We start from the raw sequence: 15769 nt of genomic DNA on the forward strand, positions 1-15769 counted from the left end.
GATGTTATTATATCGCAAGAACAGCACATAATAAACCAGGTGCAGGGTTAGAATATACGTATTACATTTTAGAAAAAGGAGCGTTTTACATGGATCTTAATTTACGTCATGCCGTCATTGCCAATGTCACCGGCAATAATCAGGAGCAGCTTGAGCATACAATCGTAGATGCGATTCAAAGCGGTGAAGAAAAAATGCTTCCAGGGCTCGGCGTTTTATTCGAAGTCATTTGGCAGCACGCATCCGAAAGTGAGAAAAACGAAATGCTGAAAACGCTTGAAGGCGGATTAAAACCCGCCGAATAAGACATGAAACCGGGTGACAGCGCCCGGTTTTTTTCTTATATAATAAAAACATGATGAGGGGGAACGCCATGTTTTTACAGCCGTTATTAGCGAAAAAAATTATTGCTGAAGTTAAAAAAATGTACGAACGTGAAGTCATTATTGTAAACACGGACGGTCTTATTATGGCAGGCACAAACGATGAGCGTGTCGGACAATTTCATGAGGGAGCGCTTATCTGCGCAAAAGAAAGACGCAGCGTGATTATTACAAAAGAAGATGAAACAAGGTTAAAAGGAGTGAAAGCAGGCATAAACCTCCCTGTATTTTTTGACCATGATGTGATTGCCGTCTTCGGGCTGACAGGTGAGCCTGCAGAGATTCAGCCATTCGGAGAACTGCTTCGAAAAATGACAGAACTGTTCATTAAGGAATCGCGGCACTTAGAGCAATCCCAGTGGCGTGAGAGAATGCTGGAGTCCTTTATGATCGATTGGCTGCAATTAAAGGAGTGGTCTCCCAGTTTTCTTGAGAAAGCTCAGCTTCTTGGTGTTGACCTTTCTTCCCGGCGCCAAATGATTCTTATTCAGGGGTATGAGTGGTCACCTCATGATATTGAACAAATGGCACGCAGCTGGAAATCCTCGTACCCTGCGGATTTGTTCATCAGGTGGGGAAATGAACGGATTTTGATTAATCATGAAGTGCCGCAGCATGAACAAAGGGATCGGCTTTTACGGAAAATCCTTCACATTTGTTCGTTTGCCAATACCGCAAGCAGCCAATATACAGCAGCTGGCGCCGGAAGGGCTGTCGCAAGCTCCAGCCTGACAGATTCATACGAGCAAGCGGAAAAAGCGCTGGCTGTCAGCCTTAAGCGAAAAACGCCCATATTTGAAGAGGATCTGAAGCTTGATATGTGTCTGACGGAGATCAGCCCGGGAACCCGAAACGAATTTCCGCAAAGAGTATTAGGAAAGGCGCTAGAGCATCAGGAACTTATGAATACGATACGGACTTTCTTTCATCACGATTTGTCTTTGAAACAAACCGCTGAAGACATGCATATACACATCAATACATTGCGTTATCGTCTGGCTAAGGCTGAACAGCTGACGGGATTACGTTTTGACCGTACCGAGGACGTCGTCACGATGTACGTCGCCCTCTATTTTTTAGATCAAGATACAAAATAGAGAGAGTTTCAGTTTCATTTTTTGTATGTTTCTCCATGGAAGGCTTTGCTTTTTTTCTTTTACAATAGATTGAAAGCGTTTTTTGACAGGGGGATGGGTGAAATGATCACCAAGGATGTAAAGGAGCAGCTGATTCAGGTCTCCGGACCAGAAAACTTTGATGACTCGAATGCCGGCCGTCTCGTCTATTCATATGATGCGACGCCTCAGTATCAGTCTATGCCTGATGCCGTGATTGCTCCGAGGAATACTGATGAAATATCACGCATTTTAACAATTTGCAGCGAACATCGAGTGCCGATCGTTCCAAGAGGATCAGGGACAAACCTGTGCGGCGGCACGTGCCCGACTGAAGGCGGACTTGTGCTTCTCTTTAAGCACATGAACCAGATTCTTGAAATTGATGAAGAAAATTTAACTGCCACAGTTCAGCCGGGCGTCATTACGCTGGATATGATCCGCGCGGTTGAAAGCAAAGGTTTATTTTATCCGCCTGACCCGAGTTCTATGAAAATATCAACCATGGGCGGAAACATCAATGAAAATTCCGGCGGGCTCCGCGGATTAAAATACGGCGTCACCCGCGACTATGTTATTGGACTGGAGGTTGTGCTCGCAAATGGTGACATCATCCGCACCGGCGGAAAACTCGCAAAGGATGTGGCCGGATACGATCTCACACGTCTTTTTGTCGGCTCAGAAGGAACACTCGGCATTGTGACAGAGGCAATCGTCAAGCTCGTTCCAAAGCCAGAAACAAAGAAGACGCTGCTTGCCCTTTATGAAAACATCGATGCCGCTGCTCAAACGGTATCGGACATTATTGCCGCAAAAATTATACCCGCTACGCTTGAATTTCTCGATCAGCCTACACTATTGGTGATTGAGGATTATGCCAAAATCGGACTTCCGACAAGCGCAAAAGCAGTTCTGTTAATTGAACAAGACGGGCCATTTGAAACTGTTGAACGGGATATGGAAAAGATTGAGGCGATCTGCAAAAAAGGCGACGCCGTTTCCGTTCAGACCGCACAAACAGAGGAGGAAGCGTTTGCCCTGACTGAAGCCCGGCGTTCTGCACTTTCTGCCCTAGCCCGCCTCAAACCGACGACGATTTTAGAGGATGCGACCGTTCCTCGCTCAGAAATAGCCAATATGGTTAAAGCGATTAATGATATTGCTGCTAAATATGATATTTCCATCTGCACCTTTGGTCATGCGGGAGACGGGAACCTTCACCCGACATGCACGACAGACATAAGAAATAAGGATGAAATGGAACGTGTCGAACAGGCTTTTGCCGAGATTTTTGAGAAAGCGATTGAACTTGGCGGGACGATAACCGGAGAGCACGGAGTCGGGGAAATGAAAGCGCCTTACTTGGAAATGAAGCTGAAAAAAGAAGGCATTGATGCGATGAAAGCGTTGAAAGCGGCATTTGACCCCCGGAACATATTAAATCCCGGCAAAATGTTTGCGAAAGATGCCAGAAAACGTGTGGTGGCGGAAAGATGACAACAGAAAAAGAAATGAAACAGATCCAAAATGAATTTAAAGAGCGTATGGATGAAGGAGAGTTATTAAATTGTATGCGCTGCGGCTTCTGTCTTCCTTCCTGTCCGACCTATATCGAATCGGGATTTCAGGAAACACACTCTCCGCGTGGGCGCATCGCCTTAATGAAAGCCGTAGCCGACGGTATGATTGAACCGGATGAAGATGTCGAACGGTCGCTGTCACTTTGCCTCGGCTGCCGTGCCTGTGAGCCTGTATGCCCGTCTGGCGTGAAATACGGGCAGCTGCTTGAAGAAGCCAGAGATATTATCCACCAAAATAAAAAACACTCGCTTGGTGAACGTGTCATGCGAAAGACGGCTTTTCACGAGCTGTTTCCGCATCAAAACCGCATGCGCTCAGCTGTAAGCCTTATCGGTTTGTATCAGCGGTCAGGACTGCAAACCGCTGTGCGTAAAACCGGTATGCTTCGGGTCCTGCCTGAGCATTTGCGGACGATGGAAGCTGTTCTTCCTGATGTTCCAAAAAGCAAAGACATGAAACATCGGCCGCGTTTCCTGCCGTCCATTGGCCCCATGAAAAAACGGGTCGCCTTTTTTTCGGGCTGCTTAATGGATACAATGTTTTTACCGACCAATAACGCCACATTGAAGCTTTTACAGCTGGCAGGCTGCGACATTGTCATTCCTCCTGAACAGGCTTGCTGCGGGGCGCTTCATGGACACAGCGGTGAAAAAAACACAGGGAAAGAGCTCGCGAAACAAAATATCGCTGCTTTTGAAGCGTTAGACGTTGATGCTGTCATTACAAACGCAGGAGGATGCGGAGCCTTTCTCACTGAATATGATCATTTGCTGAAGGATGACCCGGAATGGTCGGAACGGGCTGCTGCGTTTGTTCAAAAGCTGAAGGATTTTTCTTCTGTTTTGGTTGAACTCGATTTCCATCAAATGGATCTAGCACTCGAGACGCCTCAGGTCGTTACCTACCAAGATTCATGTCATCTAAGAAATGTGATGCATACGTCACTCGAGCCCCGCCAGCTTCTTAAAAGCATCAAAGGGGCGGAATTCAAAGAAATGGAGAAAGCAGACAGCTGCTGCGGGTCAGCGGGAATTTACAACATCGTCGAAGCTGAAATGTCTATGAAAATACTGGACAGCAAAATGACTGCCGTCAAAGCAACCGAAGCGATCCTCATTGTAACAGCAAATCCCGGCTGCCTGCTGCAGATGAAGCTCGGCATTGAACGCGAAGGACTAAGCGGTAAAGTCAGAGCCGTTCACCTGGCTGATTTGCTATTGGAAGCAGCCGGGCACAAAACATCATGAGAAAGCCCAAAACAGACATTGTTTTGGGCTTTTGTGCGTTATTCCATCGGACTGCAAATTTCGATATAATGTCCATCCGGATCAGCGATATAGGCGACCGTCTGCCCCCATGGTTTCACTTTCGGCTCCCCGATAATCGATACGCCTTGTTCTCTCATCCTTTTGATGACCGCTTCTACATTTTCAGTAACAAACCCGATTTCAAATGTGTTTGAAGCAGATGTATCCGGAATGTCCAGCGCCGTGATGTCTCTGGCGCTTTCCCGCGTATTAAACGCCAATATCGTAGACCCTGTATCAAATTCGACATACGTGCCGTGTTCATCACGAATCGGCAGTCCTAAAATATCCCGGTAAAAATGAATAGCCCGCTTGCTGTCCGATACATATAGAATAAGATATTTCATTGATAGATTCATTGCCAACCCCCCCTCAGCATTTTCAATAGTCCTTCTAGCCCGGTATAGATGCTTCCATCCTTAAGCTCGGATCTTTCCACATCTGCGCCCATTTTTTCACAGCCGCCACAATAATGATGAAGCCTAACACCAGCATGATGATAGATAATACGCCATTCAATACACTATATCCTGCTGCTTCAGGATTGAGATACACATTGCGCACCATCCAATAGCCCGCATAATTGACAGTGACATATAAATAGGCAAGCGGGATAAGACAGGTCAGAATGTACCGGCGTTTATCGGCGATTTTCAGCACGATCGTCGCTCCGATAATCAGCCCCACTGAAGCCATCAGCTGATTAGAAACGCCGAACAGCGCCCAAATGGAACCGATATCTCCTGAATACAGCAAGTACCCCCACATCAAACAGGCAAGCGCGCTGGCAAATACAGATCCCGGAATCCAGTCTGTTTTCTTCAGCGGCTTATACACCTCCCCGAAGAAGTCCTGAATCAAATAACGGGCGACACGTGTGCCGGCGTCAATCGCTGTTAAAATAAAGACCGCTTCAAACATAATGACAAATTGGAAAAAGTATGAGGCCAAATGGCTGAAAAACGGCATTCCGGTAAAAATATAAGTCATCCCCACCGCAAGCGTGACGGCTCCCCCTGTTCTTCCTTCTAAGTCCAAACCGATTTCCCTGCTCAATTCAGGCAAATGTACGACATTCATGCCAAGCGTACGGAAAACCTCAGGCGTGCTGTTAATCGCAAAGTAATCAGCAGGCTGTAAAGCGGTCGCTGCAATCAGCGCCATGATGCCGACAAGACACTCAACAAGCATTGCGCCAAACGCAACCGGCTTCATATCACTCCATTTATTCAGCATTTTCGGTGTCGTTCCTGAACCGACAAAGGCATGGAACCCAGAGATCGCCCCGCAGGCGATGGTTATTGAGATGAACGGCCAGACAGGTCCTGCCAGCACCGGCCCGCCGCCTTTTACGAATTCTGTAAACGCAGGGAACGGAATGGACGGATTGACGACAAACACACCAACAATCAAAGCGATAAAAACACCGATTTTCATAAAGCTGCTTAAATAATCACGCGGAGCAAGAAGCAGCCAAACGGGAAGCGCAGCCGCAAAAAACGCGTAAACAGGAAGCGCGATTGCAAGCGTTTTCGTATCTAGCGTTAAAAAGTCACCGAGCGCGGTAGTCTGTACCCATGGACCAATAAAGACTCCTGCCATTAAAAAGAGAAAGCCGACCGTTGAAGCGAGCTTTAAATTTCCCGTTTTCTTATAAAATAAGCCCACACCCATCGCAATCGGAATCGTAATCCCTACCGCAAATGTTCCCCATGGATTACGTTCAAGCGCATGCAAGACAACCATCGACAGGCCCGCCATTGTGATCGTGATGATAAACAGCATGGACAGTCCTGTACAAAATCCTGCAACAGGGCCAAGCTCATCCTTTGCCACTTCCGACAGCGATTTTCCGTTTTTGCGCATCGATGCAAACAACACCACAATATCATGGACGGCTCCCCCAATTACCGCCCCGATTAACAGCCACAATAATCCCGGCAAATAGCCAAACTGCGCCGCCAGAATTGGTCCGACCAGCGGTCCGGCCGCTGCGATCGCGGCAAAATGGTGGCCGAACGAGACCCATTTATTTGTAGGCACATAGTCTTTCCCATCCTCAAGCACGTGAGCAGGTGTCGGCTTGTCATCATTTACTTTGAGAACCTTCACCATCATAAATGTTCCGTATAAACGATAGGCAATAGCCAAAATACACATTGACGCTATCACAATTGTAACCGCATTCATTTTCCCCATCCCCTTTGCTGTTTTTCATAAATATATCATAATTTCATGGTGAAAAGCGGTCATTTTTTCCTATACAAAAAGCCGGCTTGAACGGGCCGGCTCGTGGCAGTTGAAAGACAAGCCGGAGAGAAATCTCCGGCTTTGCTTCTCTTATGACTGTTTTTTCAGGCGGATCACATTCCAGGAAAGCGGCGTGAAATGAGCAGTTAAGCCATTTTCGCTGACAGACGATGATCCGTTGGAATGCGGAACGACATTTTTTCTGTTATGCTGGTTTGTCGCTTTGATATCCTGATGCTCAAGTACGATGTGCTCTGCGATTTGGTAAGATTCAAAGCCTCTGAGCGAAATCTCCGTCTCCATCTGATCCTCAGCCTTGTTTACCGCAAAAATAGTGAGGGTTTCTTCCTCTTCAGAGTACACAACAGCAACATCAACATATGGCACATCAGTGAAATCAGAACAGTCGTACTTCGGAGAAGAAATAAGCGGTTTCAGTGACTCGCCCCTTCCGTAAACAGAAGCATGCATGTATGGATAGAAAATCGGCTGTCTCCATGCTTCTCCGCCTTTTTCCGTCATGATCGGCGCGATGACATTGACAAGCTGTGCAAGACACGCAATTTTCACACGGTCTGCGTGCTGCAGCATCGTAATGAGCAGAGAGCCGACTAATAAGGCATCTTCAAAATTGTAAATATCCTCTAAAATCGGACGCGCAGTGATCCACGGCTCGACTTTTTTATCAGCCTCATTTGAGTGGTACCAGACGTTCCATTCATCCAGAGAAAGATTGATTGTTTTCTTGCTGCGTGTTTTTGCTTTTACATAGTCACAGGTCGCAGCGACTGATTTGATAAAATGATCCAAATCCATAGAACGTGCCAAGTAGTTTGGCAGATTGTTATCCCGGTTTCCGTAGTAAGTGTGAAGAGAGATATAGTCGACATGCTCATACGTATGCTCAAGCACCTTCGCTTCCCAATCGATAAAGGTCGGCATACCGCTGTTTGAGCTGCCGCAGGCAACGAGTTCAATTGATGGGTCAACCCACTTCATGACCTTTGCTGTCTCTGCGGCAAGCCGTCCGTATTCATCAGCTGTTTTGTGGCCGATCTGCCATGGTCCATCCATTTCGTTTCCTAAGCACCATGTTTTGATGCCATACGGCTGTTCATAGCCATGCGATCTTCTTAAATCACTCCAGTAAGAGCCTTTCGGATGGTTGCAATATTCAACGAGATTACGGGCGGCATCTATGCCTCTTGTGCCAAGGTTGACGGCCATATTGACCTCAGTGTTCACCTTTTTTGCCCAAGATAAAAATTCATTTGTTCCCACTTCATTGGTTTCTGTCGTTTGCCATGCCAAGTCAAGCCGTCTCGGGCGGTTTTCGACTGGTCCGACACCGTCCTCCCAGTTGTATCCGGATAAAAAGTTTCCGCCCGGATAGCGGATGATGGGAACCTGTAATTCTTTGATCAGCGACTGGACATCTTTTCTAAATCCATCTTCATCCGCTTCAGGGTGATCAGGCTCGTATATGCCTTCATATACCGCACGACCCATATGTTCGATAAACGAGCCATAAATCCGTTTATCTACTTCACCGATTTTATATTCTTTGTCTACAATCATTCGCGCTTTTTTCATCACACGTTTCCTCCTTCATTAACCTTTGACTCCCCCTACCGTCAGGCCGGAGATAAAGTACTTTTGGAAAAACAAGAAAATGATAATCACCGGCAAAATCGCAAATACTGAGCCGGATATAAGCATGTCATAGTTGTTGCCATAAGGGCTCAGCAAGCTGGACAGCCCTATTGGAAGCGTAAACATTTCTTTCGACCGAAGCACAATCAGCGGCCATAAGAAGTTGTTCCAGCTGTTTAAGGACTGAAGGATAATCATCGCGCCGAAAGCCGGTTTCATCAGCGGTGCCATAATCCTGAAAAAGATGCCGAATTCCGTACAGCCGTCCATCCTTGCAGAGTCCAGCAGATCTCTTGGAAGGCCAAGAGCATATTGCCTGAAAAAGAAAACGGCAACAGGTGAAACGATAAACGGCAATATGACACCTGTATATGAATCGATCAAGTGCAGTCCGACCGTAAGCTTAAACAGAGGAAGCATCATCACTTCCAGCGGAACCATCATAATAATCAGCACAAGAACAAAGATGATATTTCTGCCCTTAAAATCATAAACCGCAAGCCCGTACCCGATCATCGAAGAAAAAAACAGAGTGAGCACGGTCGTAAAAAGTCCGAGTACAAGACTGTTAAAAAACCATTTGAAATAAATGCTGCCGCCATTAAACAGAAATGTATAATTATCAAGACTCATTACTTTAGGATCAATGTCGAGATTGAGCCCCACACGCAAAAGCTCAGATGAGGGCTTTAAGGATCCTAAAAGCAAACAGAAAATCGGAAAAAGATACAATAGGCTCAGCATAATAAAAAATAGGGTTAGCGCAATTCTATAAACGCTGTACTGAGGACTGTGCCGCAACATTTATCCCTCCCCCTTAAACGAGCCTGACAGCTTTAATGAAATCAGGCTGACAACAAGGATCACAATCAAAAGCACGATGCCGATGGCCGCTCCATACCCCATTTCGTTGTAGGCAAGCCCCTGCTGATACAAATATCCGACAAGCGTCAGACCAATATTACCCGGGGAATTATTCTGCCAAAGGACGTAGCTTTCCTCAAACATCCTGAAGCCGCCGATGATGCTGATGGTCAGCACATATACGGTTACAGGCTTGAGAAACGGCAGCGTGATGTGCAGAAATTTTTTCATTGTATTCGCGCCGTCTATATCAGCGGCTTCGTACAGCTCTTTCGGCACATTTTGCAAACCAGCTAAAAAGTAAAGGATGTTGATTCCCATCCATCTCCATGAAGCAAGCAGCACCATCAAAAACATGCCGGTATGTTCATTGTTCATCCAGTTCTGAGGTGAAAAGCCGAGTTTGAGTAGGATGGAATTGGCCAGAGACGTTTCCATTTCTCCGAAGATCAGCCGAAAAATGATCCCCGCGACAATGGTGGAGGTCAATGCCGGGATAAATAATGCTGATTTAAATATATTTCTAAATTTGACCAGCTTTGAATTCAGGAATATGGCCAGAAGCAATGGAACAGGAATCAGCACGATCAGCGTCCAAAAGGTGTATTCCAGCGTATTCCAAAGGGCGGTATAGAACGTCGGGTTGTTTAGCGCTGTATAATTAGACAATCCGACAAAGGACACCTCTCCCGGCAAAATTCTTTGGAAGCTCATGATGAAGACACTAATGATGGGGTATAGAAAAAATACGAGAAAGGATAAAACGAATGGCGCTGTAAACAGATAGGGCGCCGCTTTTTTTGAATAAAACAGATCTCGCCAGCCTGATTGTTTCGCAGCTGAAGGAACGGGATGAACCGTTCCCGTTTTCACAGGTTTCATGAGAACCTCCCCGCTTTCACTTTTTGAATGGGATTCTATTTCTGTTTCAGTTCACCTGCCGCTCTGTCCAAGGCTTGTTTAGGCGTTTTTTGCTGAGATTTAAGCGCGTCGAACAATACGCTTCTGTTGACAAGGTCTGAAGCCTTGGCAAAATCCTCATGTAAATAAATTGGATTGATTTCATCCTTGATATCGAGCAGCACAGAAAAAATGCCTGTTCCGTTTTGGAAGTAATCCGTGTATTTGTTTTTCTCTTTCAATTCCTTGGAGCTCCAAACATCCCAGCGAAGCGGGTCAAAGCCGAGTACGCTCCAGAGTTTTTTATTTCCTTCTTCAGAGCCCTTCGCAAAGGCCAAAAACTCTTTTGCTAACTCAACATGCTTGGATTGCTTCGGTACAACAGTTGCCGTACCGCCCAAACCTGCCGAGCGGTCGCCCCCCTCTTTCCATGCCGGGAGCGGTCTGATGGCAATCTTCCCTTTCAGATCAGGCATATAATCGATAAATCTTCCCATATACCAAATCGGCATGAGAACTGAAGCAGCTCCTCCTTGGTTCATAAAGCCGTAGTATTCTTCACTGTGATGCCCGCCGCCCGGCGCAGGAATCATCGTTTTATCATTGATCATGTCTTTTAAATATTGAAGTGTTTTTACGTTGGTGTCATTATTGAGGATCAGCTTGCCGTTTTTATCAAAATAGCCTGAGTTTTGCTGTGAAATCATAGATAAGAACGTTGCGGAATCATTTGTTTCCACCGTTCCCATCGGCTTCCCGGTCACTTTGCGCACTTTCTGTCCGGCTTTATGGTAATCATCCCATGTTTTAATATCGTCAGGATTGACGCCGGCTTTTTTCATCACATCCATGTTATAAAACATGACCGTTGTCCCTACATGTGTATCGAGTCCGTAAAGCTTTCCGTTTTTGCTGTACAATGTCAGCCGCGCCTCAACGAATTTATCGCGATCCTTTTCAATCAGCGGAGTCAAGTCGGCAAGCGGTATGTCAGAGCCCTTCAAAAAGTTTGAAAAACGGGCCAATTCGACATCTGCAATATCAGGAACGCCTTCTCCCGCTATTAGGGAGATAGATAAGTTATCGTGCATTTGTCCATATGGATAAACGACCGTATTCAGCTTAATTTTGCGGTCAGGATATTTTTTGTTCCATTCCTTCACCATTTCCACATAGAACTGCTCATGAAGCCCGTTAAATGTCCAAAAGGTCAGCTCGGTTTCACCCGACTTCCCGGATGATCTTTCTGCTGAACACCCGGCAATGACTAATGTCAGCAGCATCATGAGCACAAGAAAACAGACAGTCATTTTTTTCATCTGCGTTACCCCTTCCATTCGAGGTGCGGGCTATTCATATAGACCATGGTTGATCAGCGTTTTGTTTTCATTAATGATTCTTAATCCGGTGCAGCGGTCTCTTAAGGTGTGCGCATGTCTGAAGGCATTCTTGACGGAATCCTGCCCGACACCGATTTCGTCAAAATACGCAGGGCCTCCGGCTGATCTCAGCCAATCAGCCAGCACTTCTCCTTCCGGGAGAGTTTGATAAGCCGATTGGATGGCTTGCCGCCGACTCGGTGAAAATTCGTTCAGCCCGTCATCCTGAGCGAGCTTTCTGTATGTGTCAGTTAATAAAACAGCTGCACAGCCCACCTTTGCCCCATGAAGAATCTGTGGCCGTTTTTTCTCCATTAATTCCATCTCAATCCAATGTGAAATATGATGCTCTCCGCCTGATGCCGGGCGGGAATGATCTAATGCCAGCATGACAAGCCCCGATACAAGTAAAGACTCCATCAAAACCCGTATGCCTGTTTCCGTTTTCATCGCAATGTCTTCTGTGTGTTCAATGCAGGCAGCAAGCGCCTCCTGAACAATCTTAGCTCCTGCAGGCGAATAAGGCTCACCGGCAAGATTCCGGGATATTTCCCAATCTGCTAAAGACGTTATTTTACCGAGCATGTCACCAAATCCAGCCGCCACCATTGACTGCGGTGCCGCTTTTAATAGATCCAGATCAGCGAACAGCGCAGATGGGGCCTTCGTTTGAATGGTTGTTTTCGTACCGTATAAAATAATCGGCGCCCCTGCTGATGTAAAACCGTCTACAGATGGAGCAGTCGGATAAGAAATAAACGGCAAATCTCTTTGAAACGCTGCAAAGCGGACGATATCATGAATCGTGCCCGAACCGACTGCGATCATGACATCCGTTGTTTGTTTCGTATGGATCAGCACATGAATGAGCGATCGTTCATCAGCTGTCACATCTCCAGCTTCATTTTCTGGAATGATCAGGCACTCGGCCTGAAATCCTGCTTGATTCAACTGATTTTCCAGATCAATTCCTGCAATGCGGTGTGTATTCGCGTCGCAGACAAGGACAATATGTTTATTGTTTTTTCGTTTTACATAATCCAAAAGCGAATCAGCTGCTTGTTTACCGAGAACAATTTCTTCAACTTTTATAGGTAACGTCTTTTCTCCGGCGTTTTCAAAAGCACGCTGAACGTCAGCTGCGATACGATTCATATCAGAATCCCCTCCTCAGCCAATTTGGTTACATCCTTAATAGAATCCAGCACATAATCCGGCGTGTACAAACGCTGTTCACCCTGTTTCGCAGAACCAGTTAGCACTAAGGCGCTTTTCATGCCATAAAGCTTCCCCATCGCAATGTCAGATTCAATGCTGTCTCCTATAATCATGCATTCATGTGCGGACAGCCCCATTGCTGTACAGGCAGCCTCCGCCATCAGCCATGACGGTTTTCCGACAACAAGTTCAGTCTTCGCTTGTGCGGAAGCCTCTATCGCCCCAATCATTCCAGCCACATCAATGGCATTTCCGTCTTCGTTCGGAAAAGAGCGGTCTTTGTTTGTAGCGATAATACGAGCGCCGCCGGCAGCCGCTTGAAAGGCTTGATTTAAATCGTCGTACGTGAGCGTTTCATGAAGGGAGATCACGAGCCAATCCGCTTCCTTCGGTTCGCTCGCGTTCTGCACACCGGCCAGCCTCAGCTCGTCAACCAAGCCTTGCTCCCCAAGCACCCATACCTTTGAAAAACGATAATGTTTTTTCAGAAAAGCCGCTGTCACGCTTGATGACAGAACAATGTCGTTTACGTCCGTTTCAATCCCTGCGCCAAGAAGTTTTTTTCTGCACATGGCACGGGAGATATTCCCCCGGTTGCTTAAAAAGACGATTTTCTTTCCCATTCTCCTAAGCGTTTTGATCGCTTCTCTTGCTCCTTCGATCAACTCATTTCCTCTGAATACAGTACCGTCCAAGTCAATCAGAATGCCAGCCGGTGACACAGGCGTATCATGACTGGCCATAATACGCATTTGCTCCGTGTTTTCGATAAAAATGCTTTTCATGCAGGACTGTATTGATTGGGGTTACATCCTTGTTCAGCATAATGGAGTGATAGGCCATTTCGGCAACCGTTTCTAATACAACTGCGTTATGAATGGCATTTAAGGCGTCAGTGCCCCAGCAGAACGGTCCGTGATTATTCACGAGCACACCCGGCACCTGTTCGTAATTATGATGCTGAAAGGTTTCCGCTATGACTTTTCCTGTATTCAGTTCGTAGTCATGAATGATTTCTTCATCGTACATTTCTCGAGTACATGGAATCGCACTGTCAAAATAATCAGCATGGGTCGTGCCTAACGGAGGGATGTCTCTGCCCGATTGCGCCCAGCTTGTCGCCCATTGAGAATGGGTATGGACAATTCCCCCGATATTCGGAAAGGCTTTATATAGATAAACATGGGTAGGTGTATCTGAAGAAGGTTTAAGCGAGCCTTCGACGACCTCTCCATCAAGGTTCAAAACAACCAAGTCATCGGCTGTCAGGTCGCTGTATTCGACTCCGCTAGGTTTGATGACAATTCTTTCTTTTTCACGGTCAATGCCGCTGACATTTCCCCACGTAAAGGTTACCAGCTGATGCTCTTGAAGCTTCAGGTTGGCAGCCAGCACTTCTTTTTTTAATGTTTCAAGCATGCTCCATCACCCTTTATCAATTCTTTTTGGCGGCAGATGAAAATTGAAGATTTTTGATCGTTTTCAGACGCTTCATGACATGGTTTTCTTTTCCGAAATAATGAACCAGCTCTTTATATTCAGCGTACAATTTTTCATAAACCGCGGCGTTTTCGGCATTTGGCGTATAAGTTATATCTTTCAGTTTTCCCATGTTCGCCGCTGCCTTTTTGATATCATCGTAGCCGCCTTTTTCTTTGCCTGCTGCAAGCGCGCCGAAAATGGCAGATCCTAAGGCTGGGGCTTGCGGTGAACCAGAGATTTTAATGTCCATGTTTGTCACATCCGCATAAATCTGCATGACAAACGGGTTTTTCTCAGCTATTCCGCCGGCTGCGAACAGTTCCTCAATCGGAACACCGCTTTCTTTGAATGTTTCGATAATCATCCGGGTTCCGTAAGCTGTCGCTTCAACTAACGCTCTATAAATCTCTTCAGGCTTCGTCAGCAGTGTCATGCCAAGCAGCATCCCTGTTAAATCTGCATCAACAAGAGTTGAACGGTTTCCATTCCACCAATCTAAAGCAAGCAAGCCGCTTTCACCAGGCGCTTGATGGTTTGCTTTCTCACTCAGCAGCTCATGAACGCCAATGTTTTTTTCCTTTGCTTCCTCTTGATAAGCTGGCGGGACACATGTTTTCACAAACCAGTCAAAATGATCGCCGACACAGGACTGCCCGGCTTCATATCCCGCATAGCCCGGGAGAATTCCGTTGTCCACAACGCCGCACATTCCTGGAACGATATGCACCTCTTCACCAAGTAGAACATGGCACGTCGAGGTTCCCATAATCATCAGCATTTTCCCTGGCTCTGTAATGCCGACCGCCGGTACCGAAACATGAGCGTCCACATTGGCAACCGCAACAGCCGTTCCCGGGAGAAGCCCTGTCAGCTTTGCCATTTTTTCAGTCAGACTGCCGGCTTTTTCTCCTACTGAATGAATAGAACCTGACAATTTGTCCTTTGTAATCGTTTTCATTGAAGGATTTAATTTCTCAAAGAAATTATCTGACGGATACCCCGCTTTTTCACTCCACATCGCTTTATACCCTGCGGTACAATTGCTTCGCTTGAGCGAGCCGCACAGCTGGTACACGATCCAGTCTGCAGCCTCGATGATCCGGTCAGCCGCTTCATAAATGTGAGGCGCTTCCTCGGCAATTTGCATGACCTTTGGAATCATCCATTCTGATGAAATTTTTCCTCCGTACCGCTGTAAAAAAGCCTCTCCTTCTTCTTCCGCGATTTGATTGAGCCGATCAGCATGTTTTTGGGCCGCATGATGCTTCCAGAGCTTCACATAGCTGTGCGGCTCCTCTTCATATTCAGGCAGCATGCATAACGGCTGCCCGCTGCTGTCAATAGGAAGGATCGTACATGCCGTGAAATCAATTCCAATCCCGATAATGTCTTTCGGGTCAACGCCCGTCTGTTCGAGTAAAGACGGAATGGTTGTTTCCAAGACTTCGAGGTAATCAGCAGGGTGCTGCAGCGCCCAGTCACGCGGCAGCTTTTGACCCGTTTTTGGAAGGACGGTATCAATGACAGCATGCCTGTATTCTTTTACAGCAGCTGCAAGTTCCTCCCCTGTTTGGACATGAACGAGCACCGCTCTTCCTGATAAAGTTCCAAAATCAACCCCTATTGTGTAAGCCATG

The 15769-nt window shown here is 46.5% G+C and carries 14 protein-coding genes and 1 pseudogene; 4 read left to right on the plus strand and 11 right to left on the minus strand.

Going from position 1 to position 15769, the window contains the following annotated elements; genetic code table 11:
• Positions 1-89: 89 nt before the first annotated feature.
• The 4 genes from sspI to MKY50_RS14595 all read left to right on the plus strand — a co-directional run bounded on the left by sspI (position 90) and on the right by MKY50_RS14595 (position 4326).
• Positions 90-305: a small acid-soluble spore protein SspI gene (gene sspI / locus MKY50_RS14580; RefSeq protein WP_003229525.1), complete on the plus strand. Its 216-nt coding sequence runs from the start codon at positions 90-92 to the stop codon at positions 303-305.
• Positions 306-373: 68 nt separating this feature from the next.
• Positions 374-1480 carry a CdaR family transcriptional regulator gene (locus MKY50_RS14585; RefSeq protein ID WP_004398908.1) on the plus strand — a complete coding sequence of 369 codons (1107 nt, stop codon included), beginning with the start codon at positions 374-376 and terminating at the stop codon, positions 1478-1480.
• A gap of 102 nt (positions 1481-1582) precedes the next feature.
• On the plus strand, positions 1583-2995 hold the full coding sequence (gene glcD / locus MKY50_RS14590) for a glycolate oxidase subunit GlcD (protein ID WP_144531090.1): 1413 nt from the start codon (positions 1583-1585) through the stop codon (positions 2993-2995).
• A complete protein-coding gene (locus MKY50_RS14595) occupies positions 2992-4326 on the plus strand; it encodes a (Fe-S)-binding protein (RefSeq protein ID WP_167408344.1) in 1335 nt (444 codons plus the stop codon). Before glcD ends, MKY50_RS14595 begins: the two co-directional genes overlap by 4 nt.
• A 38-nt stretch (positions 4327-4364) precedes the next feature.
• Here the strand turns inward: MKY50_RS14595 and MKY50_RS14600 are convergent, their stop codons facing one another.
• The 11 genes and pseudogenes from MKY50_RS14600 to araB all read right to left on the minus strand — a co-directional run bounded on the left by MKY50_RS14600 (position 4365) and on the right by araB (position 15768).
• On the minus strand, positions 4365-4733 hold the full coding sequence (locus tag MKY50_RS14600; protein WP_341116873.1) for a VOC family protein: 369 nt from the start codon (positions 4731-4733) through the stop codon (positions 4365-4367).
• Positions 4651-4837, minus strand: a pseudogene (locus MKY50_RS14605) (hypothetical protein). Before MKY50_RS14605 ends, MKY50_RS14600 begins: the two are co-directional and overlap by 83 nt.
• Positions 4780-6576 carry a carbon starvation protein CstA gene (cstA, locus tag MKY50_RS14610; protein WP_088326698.1) on the minus strand — a complete coding sequence of 599 codons (1797 nt, stop codon included), beginning with the start codon at positions 6574-6576 and terminating at the stop codon, positions 4780-4782. The pseudogene MKY50_RS14605 and the gene cstA overlap by 58 nt, the downstream one beginning before the upstream one ends.
• Before the next feature lie 150 nt (positions 6577-6726).
• The gene (gene abfA / locus MKY50_RS14615; protein ID WP_153256344.1) at positions 6727-8229 is read right to left on the minus strand and encodes an alpha-L-arabinofuranosidase AbfA; all 1503 of its coding nucleotides are present in this window, start codon (positions 8227-8229) and stop codon (positions 6727-6729) included.
• Positions 8230-8247: 18 nt separating this feature from the next.
• On the minus strand, positions 8248-9093 hold the full coding sequence (araQ, locus tag MKY50_RS14620) for an arabinose ABC transporter permease AraQ (protein WP_041520483.1): 846 nt from the start codon (positions 9091-9093) through the stop codon (positions 8248-8250).
• Complete coding sequence (locus MKY50_RS14625; RefSeq protein ID WP_003229507.1) at positions 9094-10035, minus strand: carbohydrate ABC transporter permease; 942 nt, start codon at positions 10033-10035, stop codon at positions 9094-9096.
• Between the two features lie 35 nt (positions 10036-10070).
• Positions 10071-11372 (minus strand): ABC transporter substrate-binding protein, encoded by a 1302-nt coding sequence (locus tag MKY50_RS14630; RefSeq protein WP_015714490.1) that lies wholly within the window; start codon positions 11370-11372, stop codon positions 10071-10073.
• Between the two features lie 30 nt (positions 11373-11402).
• Complete coding sequence (egsA, locus tag MKY50_RS14635) at positions 11403-12587, minus strand: sn-glycerol-1-phosphate dehydrogenase (protein ID WP_160221731.1); 1185 nt, start codon at positions 12585-12587, stop codon at positions 11403-11405.
• Positions 12584-13402 (minus strand): sugar-phosphatase AraL, encoded by an 819-nt coding sequence (gene araL / locus MKY50_RS14640; RefSeq protein ID WP_015251501.1) that lies wholly within the window; start codon positions 13400-13402, stop codon positions 12584-12586. The genes egsA and araL overlap by 4 nt, the downstream gene beginning before the upstream one ends.
• The gene (araD, locus tag MKY50_RS14645) at positions 13380-14069 is read right to left on the minus strand and encodes an L-ribulose-5-phosphate 4-epimerase (RefSeq protein WP_003229501.1); all 690 of its coding nucleotides are present in this window, start codon (positions 14067-14069) and stop codon (positions 13380-13382) included. Before araD ends, araL begins: the two co-directional genes overlap by 23 nt.
• A gap of 16 nt (positions 14070-14085) precedes the next feature.
• Positions 14086-15768 (minus strand): ribulokinase, encoded by a 1683-nt coding sequence (gene araB / locus MKY50_RS14650; protein WP_160216248.1) that lies wholly within the window; start codon positions 15766-15768, stop codon positions 14086-14088.
• Between the last annotated feature and the right edge of the window lies 1 nt (position 15769).

Origin of the sequence: Bacillus sp. FSL R7-0685 (genome assembly GCF_038002425.1) — a bacterium.
Classification (GTDB): Bacteria; Bacillota; Bacilli; order Bacillales; family Bacillaceae; genus Bacillus; species Bacillus subtilis.